Raw genomic sequence first — 18,520 nt, forward strand, 5'->3', positions numbered from 1 at the left:
CACTGCTACCGAGGACGTAAAACATGTCGAACGACGACAAGCTCAGGGATTACCTCAAGCGCGTGATGGTGGACCTGCGCCACACCCGCAGGCAGCTGGGTGAGCTCGAGGCGAAGGACACCGAGCCCATCGCCATCGTCGGAATGGCCTGCCGCTACCCGGGCGGCGTCAGCTCGCCCGAGGACCTGTGGCAGCTGGTCGCCTCCGGCGGCGACGCCGTGACCGGCTTCCCCGCCGACCGCGGCTGGGACCTGGACGCGATCTACGACCCCGACCCCGCGCGGACCGGCCGGACGTACGTCCGCGAGGGCGGCTTCCTCCACGACGCCGGCGACTTCGATCCCGCCTTCTTCGGGATCTCCCCCCGCGAAGCCCTGGTCATGGACCCGCAGCAGCGGCTGCTCCTGGAGACCTCGTGGGAGGCATTCGAACGCGCGGGCATCGACCCCGCCACCGCGCGGGGCACCCGGGCCGGCGTGTTCGTCGGCACCAACGGCCAGGACCACGCCTACCTCCAGCGGCAGGGCGACAGCGACATCGAGGCCCACCTCGTCACCGCGAACACCGCGGCCGTCGTCTCCGGCCGCATCTCGTACGCCCTCGGCCTCGAAGGCCCCGCCGTCACCGTCGACACGGCCTGCTCGTCCTCGCTGGTCGCCCTCCACCTCGCCGCCCAGGCGCTGCGCCGCGGCGAGTGCTCCGTCGCCCTGGCCGGCGGCGTGACCGTGATGGCCACGCCGAACACGTTCGTCGCGTTCAGCGCGCAGCGCGGCCTGTCGCCCGACGGCCGCTGCCGCGCGTTCTCCTCGACCGCCGACGGCACGGGCATGTCCGAAGGCGTCGGCGTGCTCCTGCTGGAGCGGCTCTCCGACGCCCGCCGGCTCGGCCACGACGTGCTCGCCGTCATCCGCGGCAGCGCCGTCAACCAGGACGGCGCCTCCAACGGCCTGACCGCCCCGAACGGCCCGTCGCAGGTCCGCGTCATCCAGCAGGCGCTGGAGAACGCCCGGCTGACCGCCTCCCAGGTCGACGCGGTCGAGGCGCACGGCACGGCCACCACCCTCGGCGACCCGATCGAGGCCGAAGCGCTGCTCGCCACCTACGGCCAGGAGCACGCGGCGGACCGGCCGCTGTGGCTGGGGTCCATCAAGTCCAACATGGGCCACACGCAGGCGGCCTCCGGCGTCGCCGGTGTGATCAAGATGGTGATGGCCATCCGCAACGGCGTGCTGCCGCAGACGCTGCACGTGGACGAGCCGACCGGCCAGGTCGACTGGTCGGCCGGCGGCGTCCGGCTGCTGACCGAGGCCGTCCAGTGGCCCGAGTCGGACCACCCGCGCCGCGCCGCCGTCTCGTCCTTCGGCGTCAGCGGCACCAACGCCCACACCATCATCGAGCAGGCCCCCGCCCTCGACGAGGAGCCCGCCGGCGAGCCCGCCGAAGCTCCCGCCGCGGGCGCGCTGCCGTGGGTGCTCTCGGCGAAGAGCGAGGCGGCGCTGCGGGCGCAGGCCGAGCGCCTGCTCTCCTTCCTGGAGGCCGGCCCCGGCCGGTCACCGGCCGGCATCGGCTTCTCCCTCGCCACGACGCGCGCGGCCTGGGACCGGCGAGCGGCGGTCGTCGGCGAGAGCCTGGAGGAACTCACCGAAGGCGTACGGGCACTGGCGTCGGGCACCCCGTCCGCGGCCGTGGTCCAGGGCGCGGGCCGCCTCGGCGACAAGACCGGGTTCCTGTTCTCCGGCCAGGGCTCGCAGCGGGCCGGCATGGGGCGCGAACTCTACGCCGCCTTCCCGGCCTTCGCCGCGGCCTACGACGAGATCCGCACCCACCTCGACGTCACCCTCGACGCCGACGCCGAGCAGCTGAACCAGACCGGGTCTACGCAGCCTGCGTTGTTTGCTGTTGAGGTGGCGCTGTTCCGCCTGCTGGAGTCGTTCGGCATCCGGCCCGACTACGTGGCCGGTCACTCCGTGGGCGAGATTGCGGCTGCTCATGTGGCCGGGGTGCTGTCGCTGGAGGATGCGGCGAAGCTCGTGTCGGCGCGTGCTGCGTTGATGCAGGCGCTGCCCGCGGGTGGCGCGATGGTGGCGATCCAGGCCACCGAGGACGAGGTGCTGCCGCATCTCACCGACCAGGTCGGCATCGCGGCCATCAACGGGCCCCGGTCCGTGGTGGTTTCCGGCGCCGAGGATGCTGTGCTGGCCATCGCCGAGCTCTTCGCACAGCAGGGCCGTAAGACCTCGCGTCTGAAGGTCAGCCACGCGTTCCACTCGCCGCTCATGGACCCGATGCTGGACGAGTTCGCCGGCGTCGTCCGCGGTCTGACCTTCCACGAGCCGCGCATCCCCGTGGTTTCCAACCTCACCGGCCGCCTGGCCGAGTCGTACACCCCGGAGTACTGGGTCCGCCACGTCCGCGAGGCCGTCCGTTTCGCCGACGGCGTGCAGACCCTGCACGACCTGGGTGTCACGATCTTCGTCGAGATCGGCCCCGGCGGCGTCCTCAGCGGCATGGCGCAGGGCTGCCTGGACGAGGCCGTCACCATCCCGCTGCTGCGCGCCGACCGCCCCGAGCAGCAGGCCGTCACCACCGCGCTCGCCGAACTGCACGTGCACGGTGTCTCCCCGGACTGGCAGGCACTGTTCCCCGGCGCCCGCCGCGTCGACCTCCCCACCTACGCCTTCCAGCAGCAGCGCTACTGGCTGGAGGCCCCCGAGGCCGAGGCGGCCGCCGTGGACGCGGTCGACGCCGAGTTCTGGGCGAGCGTCGAGCGCGAGGACGCCCAGTCGCTCGCCGCCACCCTGGGCCTGAGCGCCGAAGAGCTGGACGTTGTGGTCCCGAAGCTGTCCGCATGGCGCCGTCAGCGCCGCGAGCAGTCCGTCGTCGACGGCTGGCGCTACCAGCTGACCTGGCAGCCGCTGAACGGCCTGACCGCCACCGACCTGTCCGGCAGCACCTGGCTGTTCGCCGCGCCCGAGGGCGACGCGTGGGCCGAAACCGTCCGCGCCGCCCTCGCCGGACGCGGCGCGCGCCTGATCCCGCTGACGGCCGGCCCGGACGCCGGCCGCGAGACCCTGGCCGCCGAGCTGACCCGGGCCGCCGCCGAAGCCGCCGAAGCCGAAGGGGCTGAAACCGGCGCGCTCCAGGGCGTCCTGTCGCTGCTCGCGGCCGACGAGACCGCCTCGGCCGGACACCCCGCGGTCTCCCGCGGCCTCGCGCAGACCGTGGCACTGGCCCAGGCGCTGGGCGACGCGGGCATCGACGCGCCGCTGTGGTGCGCCACCCGCGGCGCGGCGGCCACCGGCCGCTCGGACGACGCGCCGCTCAGCGCCGTACAGCACCAGGTGTGGGGCTTCGGCCGCGCCCTGGCCCTGGAGCACGCCCGCCGCTGGGGCGGCCTGATCGACCTGCCCACGGCGGTCGACGAGCGCGCCGCCGGCCGTATCGCCGCCGTGCTCAACCAGGGCGCCGGCACCGTCGAGGACCAGGTCGCCGTCCGTGCGTCCGGCGTGTTCACCGCCCGGCTCGCCCACGCCCGCAGCGGCGCCGGCCGGCCCTGGACGGCGCGCGGCACCGCGCTGATCACCGGCGGTACGGGTGCGCTGGGCGGCCACGTCGCCCGCTGGCTCGCCGGCGCGGGCGCCGAGCACCTGGTGCTCACCAGTCGTCGTGGCGCCGACGCGCCCGGCGCGGCCGCGCTCAAGGCCGAGCTCGAAGAGCTGGGCGCACGCGTCACCCTCGCCGCGTGCGACGTCGCCGACCGCGACGCCGTGGCGGCGCTGCTCGCCGAGCACGACTTCACCTCCGTCTTCCACGCCGCGGGCGTGGAGCAGTTCGCCCCCTTCGACGAGCTCACCCCCGCCGACTTCGCCCGCACGAGCGCGGCGAAGGCCGCCGGCGCCGCCCACCTGGACGAGTTGCTGGGCGACCGGGAGCTGGACGCCTTCGTCCTCTTCTCCTCGATCGCCGGCGTGTGGGGCAGCGGACTCCAGACCGCCTACGCCGCCGCCAACGCCTCCCTCGACGGCCTCGCCGCCCGCCGCCGGGCCAGGGGCCTGACCGCCACCGCCATCGCCTGGGGCCCCTGGGCCGACGGCGGCATGGTCACCGACGCCGACGAGGAGCACCTGCGCCGCCGCGGCGTCAACACCCTGCCCGCGGCCCTCGCCGTGACCGCGATCCAGCGCGCCCTGGACTGCGACGACACCACGGCCGTCGTGGCCGACATCGACTGGGAGCGGTTCATCGGACCGTTCACCCTCGGCCGCCCCAGCGCGCTACTGTCCGACCTGCCCGAGGTGCGCCGCGCCGGGACCGCCGCACCGGCCGCCGGCACCGCCGCGGGCACCACACCGCTCGCGGCCCAGCTCGCCGGACTGCCCGAAGCCAAGCGCACCGAGGCCCTCACCGACCTGGTCCGCGCACACGTCGCGGCCGTCCTCGGCCACGCCTCGGCGGCCGACGTCGAGCCCGACCGGGCCTTCAAGGACCTCGGCTTCGACTCCCTGACCGCCGTCGAACTCCGCAACAAGGTCAACGCGGCGACCGGCCTCGCGCTGCCGCCCACCCTGGTCTTCGACTACCCCAACGCCACCGCGCTCGCCCGCTTCCTGCACGGCGAACTGCTCGGCTCGCAGGCCGCGGCGCTCCAGGAACAGCACACGGCCGCCGACGACGAGCCCATCGCCATCGTCGCGATGAGCTGCCGGCTGCCCGGCGGCGTCGACTCGCCCGAGGCCCTGTGGGACCTGGTGACGGCCGGCGGTGACGCCATCTCGGAGTTCCCGGCCGACCGCGGCTGGGACGTCGACGCGCTCTACGACCCCGACCCCGACCGCCCCGGCAAGACCTACGCCCGCGACGGCGGCTTCCTCTACGGCGCCACCGGCTTCGACGCCGGCTTCTTCGGGATCTCGCCGCGCGAGGCCCTCGCGATGGACCCGCAGCAGCGGCTCCTGCTGGAGACCTCGTGGGAGGCCTTCGAACGGGCCGGGATCACCCCCGCCCAACTGCGCGGCAGCCGGACCGGCGTCTTCGTCGGCATGGCCTACCAGGGCTACGGAGCCGACGTGCGCCGCACGCCGGAAGGCGTCGAAGGACACCGCCTGGTCGGCGGCGCGTCCAGCGTCGTCTCCGGCCGCGTGGCCTACACCTTCGGCCTCGAAGGCCCCGCCGTCACCATCGACACGGCCTGCTCGTCCTCGCTGGTCGCCCTCCACCTGGCCGTCCAGTCGCTGCGCAACGGCGAGTGCACCATGGCCCTGGCCGGCGGCGTCACCGTCATGGCCAGCCCCAGCGTCTTCGTCGAGTTCAGCCGCCAGCGCGGCCTCTCGCCCGACGGCCGCTGCCGTGCGTTCGGCGCGGACGCGGACGGCACCGGCTGGTCCGAAGGCGTGGGCGTGGTGCTCGTGGAGCGCCTCTCCGACGCCGTGCGCAACGGCCACGAAATCCTCGCCGTCGTACGGGGCAGCGCCGTCAACCAGGACGGCGCCTCCAACGGCCTGACCGCCCCCAACGGCCCGGCACAGCAGCGCGTCATCCGCCAGGCCCTGGCCTCCGCCGGGCTCGCGCCCGCCGACGTCGACGCCGTGGAGGCGCACGGCACCGGCACGACGCTGGGCGACCCGATCGAGGCGCAGGCGCTGCTCGCCACGTACGGGCAGGAGCGTCCCGAGGGACAGCCGCTGTGGCTGGGCTCCCTGAAGTCCAACATCGGCCACACGCAGGCCGCCGCGGGCGTCGCCGGCATCATCAAGATGGTCATGGCGATGCGCCACGGCCTGCTCCCGCAGACCCTGCACGCGGACGAGCCGACCCCGCACGTGGACTGGTCCGCGGGTGAGGTGCGGCTGCTGACCGAGGCCGTCCAGTGGCCCGAGTCGGACCGCCCGCGCCGCGCCGCGATCTCGTCGTTCGGCGTCAGCGGCACCAACGCCCACACCATCATCGAACAGGCCCCCGCGACCGCGGAGCTGCCGGCCACGCCCGGCACCGACGGCACGGTCGTGCCGTGGGTGCTGTCGGGCAAGGGCGAGGCGGCGCTGCGCGCACAGGCCGCCCGGCTGGCCGGCCACCTCGACACGACGGACGGCTGGACGGCCTCCGACGTCGGCCTCTCCCTGGCCTCCCGCGAGACGTTCGAGGACCGCGCCGTGCTCCTGGCGCAGGGCCCGGACGAGTTCCGGCAGGCACTCGCCGCCCTCGCGGCCGGTGAGCCGGCGGCGAACGTGACGCTGGGGCGCGCCCGCACCGAGGGCAAGACCGGCTTCCTGTTCTCCGGCCAGGGCTCGCAGCGCCTCGGCATGGGACGCGAGCTGTACGAGGCGTTCCCCGTCTTCGCCGACGCGTACGACGAGGTGTGCGCCCGACTGGACGCGCCGGTCGACGTCGACTCCGAGGAGCTGCACCGGACCGGGTCGACACAGCCCGCGCTCTTCGCTGTTGAGGTGGCGCTGTTCCGTCTACTGGAGTCGTTCGGCATCCGCCCCGACTACGTGGCCGGTCACTCCGTAGGCGAAATCGCGGCCGCTCATGTGGCGGGTGTGTTGTCTCTGGAGGATGCGGCGAAGCTCGTGTCGGCGCGCGCCGCGCTGATGCAGGCCCTGCCGGCCGGTGGCGCGATGGTCGCTGTTCAGGCGACCGAGGAGGAAGTACTCCCGCACCTGACCGACGCGGTCGGCATTGCGGCGATCAACGGCCCGCGGTCCGTGGTGGTTTCCGGCGCGGAGGATGCGGTCACCGCGATCGCCGAGGTCTTCGCCGGTCAGGGTCGTAAGACGTCCCGGCTGAAGGTCAGCCACGCGTTCCACTCGCCGCTCATGGACCCGATGCTGGACGAGTTCGCCGAGGTCGTCCGCGGTCTGACCTTCAACGAGCCTCAGATCCCGGTCGTTTCGAACCTCACCGGCCGTCTCGCCGAGTCGTACACCCCCGAGTACTGGGTCCGCCACGTCCGCGAGGCCGTCCGCTTCGCCGACGGCGTGCAGACCCTCGGCGAGCTGGGTGTCACGACCTTCGTCGAGATCGGCCCCGGCGGCGTCCTGAGCGCCCTCGCCCAGGGCTGCCTGGACGACGCGGTCGCCGTGCCGGTCCTGCGCGCCGACCGCCCCGAGCGGCAGGCCGTCACCACCGCGCTCGCCGAACTGCACGTGCACGGCGTCTCCCCGGACTGGCAGGCCCTGTTCCCCGGCGCCCACCGCGTCACCCTGCCCACGTACGCCTTCCAGCGCGAGCGCTTCTGGCTGGAGGGGGACGAGGACCCGGCCGCCGTCGCCGCTCCGGCCGACGCGGCGGACTCCGGGTTCTGGGACACCGTCGAGCGGGAGGACGTGGAGTCCCTCGCCGCGACCCTGGGCGTCGGCGCCGACGCGTCGCTCAGCGCGATCCTGCCCCGCCTGTCCGCGTGGCGCCGTCAGCGCCGCGAGCAGTCCGTGGTCGACGGCTGGCGCTACCGCGTCACCTGGAAGCCGCTCGGCGCGCTTCCGGAGGCCGGCGCGTCCGGGACCTGGCTGCTCGTGACGGCCGGCGAGAGCGCGTGGGCCGACTCCGTGCGCACCGCCCTCGGCGAGCGCGGCCTGGAGCTGGTGACGCTCGTCGCCGGGCCCGGCACCGACCGTGCCGCGCTGGCCGGCGAGCTGACCCGTGAGCTGTCCGGCACCGGCCCCGTGGCGGGCGTGCTGTCGCTGCTCGCCGAGGACGAGAGCGACTCGGCCGGTCACCCCGGCCTGTCGCACGGCCTCGCCGCGACGCTCTGCCTGGTGCAGGCGCTCGGCGACGCGGGCATCGACGCGCCGCTGTGGTGCGCCACCCGCGGCGCGGTGACCACCGGCCGCTCCGACCGCGTCGACCACCCGCTGCAAGCGCAGGTGTGGGGCTTCGGCCGGGCGGCGGCACTGGAGTACCCGCAGCGCTGGGGCGGTCTTCTCGACCTGCCCGAGCTGCTGGACGCCCGCACCGCGGCCCGCGTGGCCGCCGTCCTCGGCCAGAAGGCCGAGGACCAGGTGGCGGTCCGCTCCTCGGGCGTCTTCGGGCGCCGGCTCGTCCGGGCCGGCCGCACCGCCGATGCCGCTCAGGGATGGTCGCCGCGCGGCACGGTGCTGATCACCGGTGGTACGGGTGCGCTGGGCGGGCACGTCGCCCGCTGGCTCGCCGGTGCCGGCGCCGAGCACCTGGTGCTCACCAGCCGCCGCGGCCCCGCGGCGCCCGGCGCCGCCGAGCTCGTCGCGGAGCTGGAGGAACTCGGCGCGACCGCCACCGTCGTGGCCTGCGACGCCGCCGACCGGGACGCCCTGCGGGCGCTGCTCGCCGAACACCCCGTCAACGCCGTCGTCCACGCCGCCGGCGTCGGCGACCACGTCATGATCGAGGACTCCGGCCCGGCCGGGTTCGCGGGCACGGTGTCGGCGAAGGCCGCGGGCGCGACGCACCTGGACGAGCTGCTGGCCGGCCAGGAGCTCGACGCGTTCGTCATGTTCTCCTCGGGCGCCGGCATCTGGGGCGGCGCCAGCCAGGGCGCCTACTCGGCCGCCAACGCCTACCTGGACGCCCTCGCCGAACACCGGCGGGCGAACGGGCGCACCGCGCTCGCCGTCTCCTGGGGCGGCTGGGCCGAGGGCGGCATGGCCGGCGTCGGCGACGGCGAGGAGATGCTGCGCCGCCGCGGCCTGCCGCCCATGCAGCCCGCCCTCGCGATCTCCGCGCTGGAGCAGGCGCTGGCCGACGGCGAGACCACCCTGACCGTCGCGGACTTCGACTGGGAGCGGTTCATCGGACCGTTCACCGTCACCCGCCCCAGCGCCCTGCTCTCCGACGTGCCCGAGGCGCGCCGCGCCCTGGAGGCCCCGGCCTCCGGCGGCGCCGAGGCCGGCAACGCGCTCGCCGCGAAGCTGGCCGGGCTGTCCGCGGGCGAGCAGGACCGCACGCTCGTGGACCTCGTCCGCAGCCACGCGGCCGCCGTGCTCGGCCACGACGGCGCCGCCGCCGTCGAGCCCGGCCGGGCGTTCAACGACCTCGGCTTCGACTCGCTCACCGCCGTCGAACTGCGCAACAAGCTCACGGCCGACACCGGCCTGAAGCTGCCCACCACGCTGGTCTTCGACTACCCCAACGCCACGGCCCTGGCCCGGTTCCTGCGCGCCGAGCTCCTCGGCTCGCAGACCGCCGCGCCGCTGGAGCAGCGCACGGCCGGCGCCGACGACAACGAGCCCATCGCGATCGTGGCCATGAGCTGCCGCCTCCCCGGCGGCGTCGGCTCGCCCGAAGACCTGTGGCAGCTCGTGATGTCCGGCGGCGACGCCATCGCCGGCTTCCCCGAGGACCGCGGCTGGGACATCGAGAACCTCTACGACCCCGACCCGGGCACCCCGGGCAAGACGTACGCGCGCGACGGCGGCTTCCTCTACGACGCGGGCGACTTCGACGCCGCGCTCTTCGGGATCTCGCCGCGCGAGGCCCTCGCGATGGACCCGCAGCAGCGCCTGCTGCTGGAGGCCTCGTGGGAGGCCTTCGAGCGGGCCGGCCTCGACCCGGCCTCGCTGAAGGGCAGCCGCACCGGCGTGTTCGTCGGCATGTCCTTCCAGGGCTACGGCGCCGGCCTCCCGCAGGTCCCCGAAGGCGTCGAGGGGCACCTGCTCACCGGCAGCGCCGCCAGCGTCGTCTCCGGGCGCGTGGCCTACTCGTTCGGCCTGGAGGGCCCGGCCGTCACCGTCGACACGGCGTGCTCGTCGTCGCTGGTCGCCCTGCACCTGGCCATCCAGTCGCTGCGCAACGGCGAGAGCACGATGGCCGTCGCGGGCGGCGTCAACGTCATGGCCGTACCGGCCGCGTTCGTGGAGTTCAGCCGGCAGCGCGGGCTGTCCGCCGACGGCCGCTGCAAGGCCTTCGGCGCGGGCGCCGACGGCACCGGCTGGGCCGAGGGCGTCGGCGTGGTGCTCGTGGAGCGCCTCAGCGACGCCGTGCGCAACGGCCACGACGTCCTCGCGGTCGTCCGCGGCAGCGCCGTCAACCAGGACGGCGCGTCCAACGGCCTGACCGCGCCCAACGGCCCGGCGCAGCAGCGCGTGATCCGCCAGGCCCTGGCCTCCGCCGGGCTCACCGAGACCGACGTCGACGTGGTGGAGGCGCACGGCACGGGCACCGCGCTCGGTGACCCCATCGAGGCGCAGGCCCTGCTCGCGACGTACGGGCAGGACCGCTCCGAGGACGAGCCGCTGTGGCTGGGCTCCCTGAAGTCCAACATCGGCCACGCCCAGGCGGCTTCCGGCGTCGCCGGCGTGATCAAGATGGTGATGGCGATGCGGCACGGCGTGCTGCCGCGGACGCTGCACGCGGACGAGGCCACGCCGCACGTGGACTGGTCGGCGGGCACGGTGCGGCTGCTGACCGAGGCCGTCGACTGGCCGGAGCCGGGCCGCCCGCGCCGCGCGGGCATCTCCTCCTTCGGCGTCAGCGGCACCAACGCGCACACCATTATCGAGCAGGCCCCGGTGGCGGAGCCGGCCGCGGTCGCCCCGGTCGAGGTCGCCTCGGCGACCGTGCCGTGGCTGCTGTCCGGCAAGTCCGAGGCCGCGCTGCGGGCCCAGGCCGAGCGCCTGCTGTCCCTCACCGCCGACGGCGCGCCCGCCGAGCCGTCCCTCACCGACGTCGGCTTCTCGCTGGCCACCACCCGGGCCGCCCTGGAGCACCGCGCCGCCGTCGTCGGAGCCGACCGCGACCGGATCGCCGAGGGCCTGCGGGCCCTGGCCTCGGGAGCGCCCGCGCCCGGCGTCGTCCTCGGCCGCGCCGACACCGGCCAGGTCGGGTTCCTCTTCTCCGGGCAGGGCTCGCAGCGGCCCGGCATGGGGCGCGAGCTGTACGACGCGTTCCCGGCCTTCGCGGAGGCGTACGACGCGGTCTGCGCACACCTCGACCGGCACCTCGACCGGCCGCTGCGGGACGTGGCGTTCGGCGAGGACGGCGATGAGCTGAACCGCACCGCCTTCACCCAGCCCGCGCTGTTCGCCCACGAGGTCGCGATCCACCGCCTGCTGGAGTCCTGGGGCGTACGGCCGGACTACCTGGCCGGTCACTCCGTCGGCGAGATCGCGGCCGCCCACGTGGCCGGGGTCCTGTCGCTGGAGGACGCGGCCACGCTGGTGACGGCCCGCGCCCGGCTCATGCAGGCGCTGCCCGAGGGCGGGGCGATGGTCGCCGTCCAGGCCGGCGAGGACGAGGTCCTGCCGCACCTCACCGACCGGGTGAGCATCGCGGCGGTCAACGGGCCGCGGTCGGTGGTCGTCTCCGGCGCGGAGGACGCGGTCACCGCGATCGCCGAGGCCTTCGCCGGCCAGGGCCGCAAGACGTCCCGCCTGAAGGTCAGCCACGCGTTCCACTCGCCGCTGATGGACCCCATGCTGGAGGACTTCGCCCGCGTCGTCGGCGGCCTGCGCTTCGAGCAGCCGAGGATCCCGGTCGTCTCCAACGTGACCGGCGAGCTCGTCGACGCGTACACGGCCGCATACTGGGTGCGGCACGTCCGCGAGGCCGTGCGCTTCGCCGACGGCATCCGGACCCTGGACGACCTGGGCGTCACCACGTTCGTGGAGGTCGGCCCCGGCGGCGTGCTCAGCGGCATGGCCCAGGGCTGCCTGGACGGCGCGGTCACCGTGCCCTCCGTACGGGCCGGAAGCCCCGAGCCCGAGGCGGTCACCGCCGCCGTCGCGCAGCTCCACGTGCACGGCGTGCCCGTCGACTGGCCCGCGTTCTTCGCCGGCCGCGGCGCCCGCCGCGCGGACCTGCCCACGTACGCCTTCCAGCACCAGCGGTACTGGCTGGAGACCACCGCGCCCATCGCCGCCGTCGCGGCGAGCGACGCCGTGGAGGCGGGCTTCTGGGAGACGGTGGAGCGCGAGGACGCCCAGTCCCTCGCCGCGACCCTCGACCTGCCCGCCGAGCAGCTGGACGCGGTGCTGCCCCGGCTGTCCGCGTGGCGCCGGCAGCAGCGCCGGGAGTCCGCCGCGGAAGGCTGGACCTACCGTGCGGGCTGGAAGCCGCTCAGCGGCCTCCGGACGCACGAACTGCCCGGCACCTGGCTGTTCCTGGTCACCGAGGAGACCGAGTGGACCGCCGCCGTCGCCGACGGGCTCACCGCCCGCGGCGCCCGGCTGACCCCGGTCCTGGTCGACCCGGCCGCCGACCGCGGCACGCTGCTGCGGCAGCTCACCGAGGCGGCAGGCAGCAGCACACCGGTCGACGGCGTGCTCTCCCTGCTCGGCACCGACGAGCGGCCCCACCCCGCGCACCCGGCCCTCTCCGTCGGCACCGCCCTGACCCTCGCCCTCGTGCAGGCGCTGGGCGACGCCGGCATCGACGCCCCGCTGTGGGCGCTCACCAGGCAGGCGATGTCCACCGGCCGTTCGGACGCGGTGCCCAGCGCTGCCCAGAACGCCGTCTGGGGCCTCGGCCGCGTCGCCGCGCTGGAGTACGCGCAGCGCTGGGGCGGCCTGATCGACCTGCCGGAGACGATCGACGACCGGATCGCCGGGCGTCTCGCCGCGGTGCTCGGCCAGTCGGCCGAGGACCAGGTCGCCGTCCGCGCCCGCGGCGTGTTCGGCCGCAGGCTCTCCCACGCCCCCGCCCGCCGCAATGGCCGCGCCGGGCAGCGCTGGACGCCGCGCGGCACGGTGCTCATCACCGGCGGTACGGGTGCGCTGGGCGGGCACGTCGCCCGCTGGCTCGCCGGTGCCGGTGCCGAGCACCTGGTGCTGACCAGCCGCCGCGGCCTCGACGCCCCCGGCGCCGCCGAGCTGAAGAGCGAACTGGAGGAGCTGGGCGCCCGGGTGACGGTCGCGGCCTGCGACGTCGCCGACCGCGAGGCCCTGGCCGCGCTGCTCGCCCAGCACCCGGTGCACGCCGTCGTCCACACGGCGGGCGTGGACCACCTGGAGCCGCTGGACGGCATGACGCCGGGCTCCTTCGCCGACGTGCTCGCCGCGAAGGCCGCCGGCGCCCTGCACCTCCACGACCTGCTCGGCGATCAGGAGCTGGACGCCTTCGTCCTGTTCTCCTCCATCGCCGGCGTGTGGGGCAGCGGCTACCAGGCCGCCTACGCGGCCGCCAACGCCCTCCTCGACGGGCTCGCCGAACAGCGGCGCGCCCAGGGCCTGACCGCGACCGCCGTCGCCTGGGGCCCCTGGGCCGGCGGCGGCATGGCCGAGAGCGACGGCGCGGACGAACGCCTGCGCCGCCGCGGCCTGATCCCGATGCCCGCCGCGCTCGCCGTGGCCGGCCTCCGGCAGGCGCTGGACTCCGGCGAGCCGACCGCGACCGTGGCCGACATCGACTGGGAGCGCTTCCTGCCCCCGTTCACCGTCGGCCGCCCGAGCGCCCTGCTCGGCGACCTCCCGGAGGCCGGGCGGATCCTGACCGCCGGCAGCGGCACCGGTGGCGCGGACGGCGCGGCCGCCGCCTCGCCGCTGGCCGCCCGCCTCGCCGGGATGCCCGGGAGCGAGCAGCACGCGCTGCTGGTCGAGCTCGTCCGCACGCACGCGGCGGCCGTCCTCGGCCACAGCGGCGCCGGCGAGGTCGAGGCCGACCGGGCCTTCAAGGACCTGGGCTTCGACTCCCTGACCGCCGTCGAACTGCGCAACAAGCTCAACGCCGAGACCGGCCTCGCCCTGCCCCCCACGCTGGTCTTCGACTACCCCAACGCCCACGCCCTCGCCCGCCAGCTGCACACCGAGATCACCGGCAGCACCGCCGCGGCCGCACCGGAGACGGCCACCGCCGCCGCGGAGGACGACGACCCCATCGCGATCGTCGGCATGGCCTGCCGCTACCCCGGCGGGGTGCGCTCGCCCGAGGACCTGTGGCAGCTGGTGGTCTCCGGTGGCGACGCCGTCGGGGAGTTCCCGGCGGACCGCGGCTGGGACGTGGACGGCATCTACGACCCGGACCCGGACGCGTCCGGCAAGACGTACACACGCCACGGCGGATTCCTCTACGAGGCCGGGGAGTTCGACCCCGCGTTCTTCGGGATCAGCCCGCGTGAGGCCGTGGCGATGGACCCGCAGCAGCGCCTGCTGCTGGAGACCACCTGGGAGACGTTCGAGCGGGCCGGCATCGACGCGGACGCGGTGCGGGGCAGCCGCACCGGAGTCTTCGTCGGCTCCGGCTACCAGGACTACGCCGCCCAGGCGTTCAACGCCATCGACGACTCCGAGGGCTTCTTCGGCACCGGCAACTCGGCCAGCATCATGTCCGGCCGCATCGCCTACACCCTCGGCCTCGAAGGCCCGGCCGTCACCGTCGACACGGCGTGCTCGTCGTCGCTGGTGGCCCTCCACTGGGCGGTCCAGGCACTGCGCAACGGCGAGTGCTCCATGGCACTCGCGGGCGGCGTCATGGTGATGTCCACCCCGCGGGCCTTCGTGGAGTTCAGCCGGCAGCGCGGCCTGGCCGCCGACGGCCGCTGCAAGGCCTTCGGGGCAGGAGCCGACGGCACCGGCTGGGCCGAAGGCGTCGGCATGCTCCTGGTGGAGCGGCTCTCCGACGCCCGCCGCAACGGCCACCAGGTCCTCGCTGTCGTCCGCGGCAGCGCCGTCAACCAGGACGGCGCGTCCAACGGCCTGACCGCCCCGAACGGCCCGGCACAGCAGCGGGTCATCCGCCAGGCGCTCACCGCCGCCGGCCTCACCGCCGCCGACATCGACGCGGTGGAGGCGCACGGCACGGGCACCCGGCTCGGCGACCCGATCGAGGCACAGGCGCTGCTCGCCACGTACGGGCAGGAGCGTCCCGAGGGACAGCCGCTGTGGCTGGGCTCCCTGAAGTCCAACATCGGCCACGCCCAGGCCGCCGCGGGCGTCGGCGGGATCATCAAGATGGTCATGGCGATGCGCCACGGCCTGCTCCCGCGGACCCTGCACGTGGACGAGCCGACGCCGCACGTGGACTGGTCGGCCGGTGACGTACGGCTGCTGACCGAGGCCATGGACTGGCCGGAGTCGGACCACCCGCGCCGCGCTGCTGTGTCGTCGTTCGGTGTCAGCGGCACCAACGCCCACACGATCATCGAGCAGGCACCGCCGGCCCCGGCCGAGGAAATGGCCGAGGAGCCGGAAGCCGCCCCGGGCCTGCTGCCCTGGGTGCTCTCCGCCAAGACCAGCGCGGCACTGCGCGACCAGGCGCGACGGCTGCTGTCCTTCATGGACGACGGCATGTCACCCGCCGACGTCGGCTTCTCGCTGGCCACCACCCGCAGCACCCTGCGCCACAGGGCGGCGGTCATCGGCGAGACCTGTGACGACTTCCGGCGCGGACTGGGCTACCTGGCCGCCGGAATGCCGTCGCCCGGTGTCGTCCAGGGCCGGCCGGGGGGCAAGGCCGGGTTCCTGTTCTCCGGTCAGGGCTCGCAGCGCCTCGGGATGGGCCGTGAGCTGTACGAGGCGTTCCCCGTCTTCGCCGAGGCGTACGACGAGGTGTGCATGCGCCTGGACGAGCCTGTCGACGTCGAAGCCGAGACGCTTCACCAGACGGGATCCACGCAGCCCGCGCTCTTCGCCGTCGAGGTCGCGCTGTTCCGGCTCCTCGAATCCTGGGGCGTGCGGCCGGACTACGTGGCCGGTCACTCCGTCGGCGAGATCGCGGCCGCTCATGTGGCTGGGGTGTTGTCGCTGGAGGACGCGGCGAAGTTGGTGTCGGCGCGTGCCGCGCTGATGCAGGCGCTGCCCGCGGGCGGTGCGATGGTCGCCGTCCAGGCGACCGAGGACGAGGTGCTGCCGCACCTCACCGACGGAGCCGGGATCGCGGCGATCAACGGCCCCGAGTCGCTGGTGGTTTCCGGCGCCGAGGACGCCGTGCTGAAGATCGCCGAGGTCTTCAAGCAGGAGGGCCGCAAGACGTCCCGCCTGAAGGTCAGCCACGCGTTCCACTCGCCGCTGATGGACCCGATGCTGGAGGACTTCGCCGAGGTCGTCCGCGGTCTGACCTTCCACGAGCCGCGCATCCCGGTGGTCTCCAACCTCACCGGCCGTCTGGCCGAGACGTACACCCCCGAGTACTGGGTCCAGCACGTCCGCGAGGCCGTCCGTTTCGCGGATGGCGTCCGGACCCTGCATGACCTGGGTGTCACGACCTTCGTGGAGATCGGCCCCGGCGGTGTGCTGAGCGGCATGGCGCAGGGCTGCCTGGACGAGGCCGTCACCGTGCCCGTCCTGCGCGCCGACCGCCCCGAGCGGCAGGCCCTCGTCACGGCCCTGGCGCACCTGCACACGCACGGCGTCCCCGTGGACTGGAGCGCGTACTTCTCCGGTGCGCGCAAGACCGACCTGCCGACGTACGCGTTCCAGCACGAGCGGTACTGGGTGGACGCGCCGGAAGCCGCCGCCGCCTCCGCGGTGACGGACCCGGTCGACGCCGAGTTCTGGGAGACCGTGGAGCGCGAGGACCTCCAGGCCCTCGCCGGCACCCTCGACATCCGCGCGGAGGACACGTTCAGCGACGTCCTGCCGAGGCTGTCGTCGTGGCGCCGGCAGCGCAAGGAGCAGTCCGCCGTGGACGGCTGGCGCTACGGCATCACGTGGAAAGGGATCCCCGACCCCGGGGCACCGGCCGCCGACCGGAACGGTGTATGGCTGGTTCTGGTCAGCGCTGCTCAACTCGGCGACGACTGGGTCACCGCCTGCCTGAGCGGGCTGACCGGCCGCGGCCTGGCAGCGCTGCCCGTCCCGGTCGAGCCGGCCGCCGGCCGCAAGGACCTGGCGGCGCAGCTCGCCGGCGCGGCCGGTGACGAGAGCGTCGCGGGCGTCCTGTCCCTGCTCGCCGTCGACGGCTCGCCCTCCCCGGCGGCCCCCGCACTGACCAGCGGCGTCGCGCTGTCCGTCCTGCTCGTGCAGGCCCTGGGCGACGCGGGCGTCGACGCCCCGCTGTGGTGCGCGACCCGCACCGCGATGAGCGTGAGCACCGCCGACGCGGTGGCCGACCCCCACCAGTGCCTGGTCTGGGGCCTGGGCCGGGTGGCGGCGCTGGAGCACGCGCAGCGCTGGGGCGGTCTGATCGACCTGCCGGCGGCGGTCGACGACCGGGTCGCCGGGCGTCTCGCCGCGGTGCTCGGCCAGTCGGCCGAGGACCAGGTCGCGATCCGCGACCGCGGCGTGTTCGTGCGGCGCCTGTCCCGGATGCCCGCGGGCCGGACCGGCCGTACGTGGTCGCCGCGCGGCACGGTGCTGATCACGGGCGGTACGGGCGCGCTGGGCGGGCACGTCGCCCGCTGGCTGGCGGGCGCGGGTGCCGAGCACCTGGTGCTGACCAGCCGCCGCGGCCTCGACGCCCCCGGTGCCGGTGAGCTGAAGGCCGAACTGGAGGAGCTGGGCGCACGGGTGACGGTCGCGGCCTGCGACGTCGCCGACCGCGAGGCCCTGGCCGCGCTGCTCGCCGAGCACCCGGTGAACGCCGTCGTCCACACCGCCGGCACCGCCGAGGCGGGCATGCTCGCCGAGACGAACCTCGGCGACTTCGCGGCCACGGTCGCCGCCAAGGCCCTCGGGGCCGTACACCTCCACGACCTGCTGGGCGATCAGGAGCTGGACGCCTTCGTCCTCTTCTCCTCCATCTCCGGCGTGTGGGGCGGCGGCGGGCAGGCCGCGTACTCGGCCGCGAACGCCTTCCTCGACGGCCTGGCGCAGCACCGGCGCGACCGGGGCCTCGCAGCGACCGCGATCGCCTGGGGCCCGTGGGGCGAGGGCGGCATGGTCGCCGACGCCGGGGACGAGGAGCGGCTGCGGCAGCGCGGCCTGACGGTGCTGCGGCCCGACCGTGCCGTCTCCGCGCTGCACGGTGCGCTGAGCGACGGGGACGCGGCGGTCACCGTGGCGGACGTCGACTGGGAGCGGTTCGTCGTCCCGTTCACGCTCAGCAGGCCCAGCGTGCTGCTGAGCGAGCTGCCCGAGGTCAGGGACGCCCTGGCCGAGGAGCCCGCCGAGCCGTCCGCGGAACCGTCGGTGCTGAAGCAGAAGCTGTCCGCGCTGTCCGAGGGCGAACAGCAGCGCCTGCTCGTGGACACGGTGTGCGCCCACGCGGCGGCTGTTCTCGGCCACAGCGGATCCTCGGCGGTGGAACCGGACCTGGCGTTCCGCGACCTCGGCTTCGACTCCCTCACCGCGGTCGAGCTGCGCAACCTGCTCACCGCCGACACCGGCCTGACCCTGCCGGCGACGCTGGTCTTCGACCACCCGACGCCCGAGGCGATCGCCCGGTACCTGCGGAGCGAACTCGCGGGCGGGGCAGGGCCGGACGAGGTGTCGGTCTTCAGCGAACTCGACCGGCTGGAGTCGGTGCTCTCGACGGCCGCCTCCGCCGAGGAGACGGTCCGGGCAGGGGTGCGCAGGCGCCTGACGGAACTGCTGTCCCTGGTGAACTCCGCCGGGGACCAAGGGGCGGAATCCGCTGACGCACAGCGGCAGCTGGAGGACGCGACGATCGACGACATCTTCGATCTGATCGATCAAGATCTAGAAAATTCCTAGTTCTTGGCGCTCTACCTTTAACG

General features: G+C 74.9%; 1 protein-coding gene. It reads left to right on the plus strand.

The features are described 5' to 3' along the window. The first annotated feature begins 23 nt into the window (after positions 1–23). Positions 24–18,497: a type I polyketide synthase gene (locus D7231_RS00425; protein ID WP_120752864.1), complete on the plus strand. Its 18,474-nt coding sequence runs from the start codon at positions 24–26 to the stop codon at positions 18,495–18,497. Positions 18,498–18,520 lie beyond the last annotated feature (23 nt).

The sequence above is a fragment of the Streptomyces klenkii genome, assembly GCF_003626645.1.
GTDB lineage: Bacteria > Actinomycetota > Actinomycetes > Streptomycetales > Streptomycetaceae > Streptomyces > Streptomyces klenkii.

Bases quoted from the DNA above. Each gene is read 5' to 3' on its own strand.
- D7231_RS00425 (WP_120752864.1), top strand. From the start codon at position 24: ATGTCGAACGACGACAAGCTCAGGGATTACCTCAAGCGCGTGATGGTG.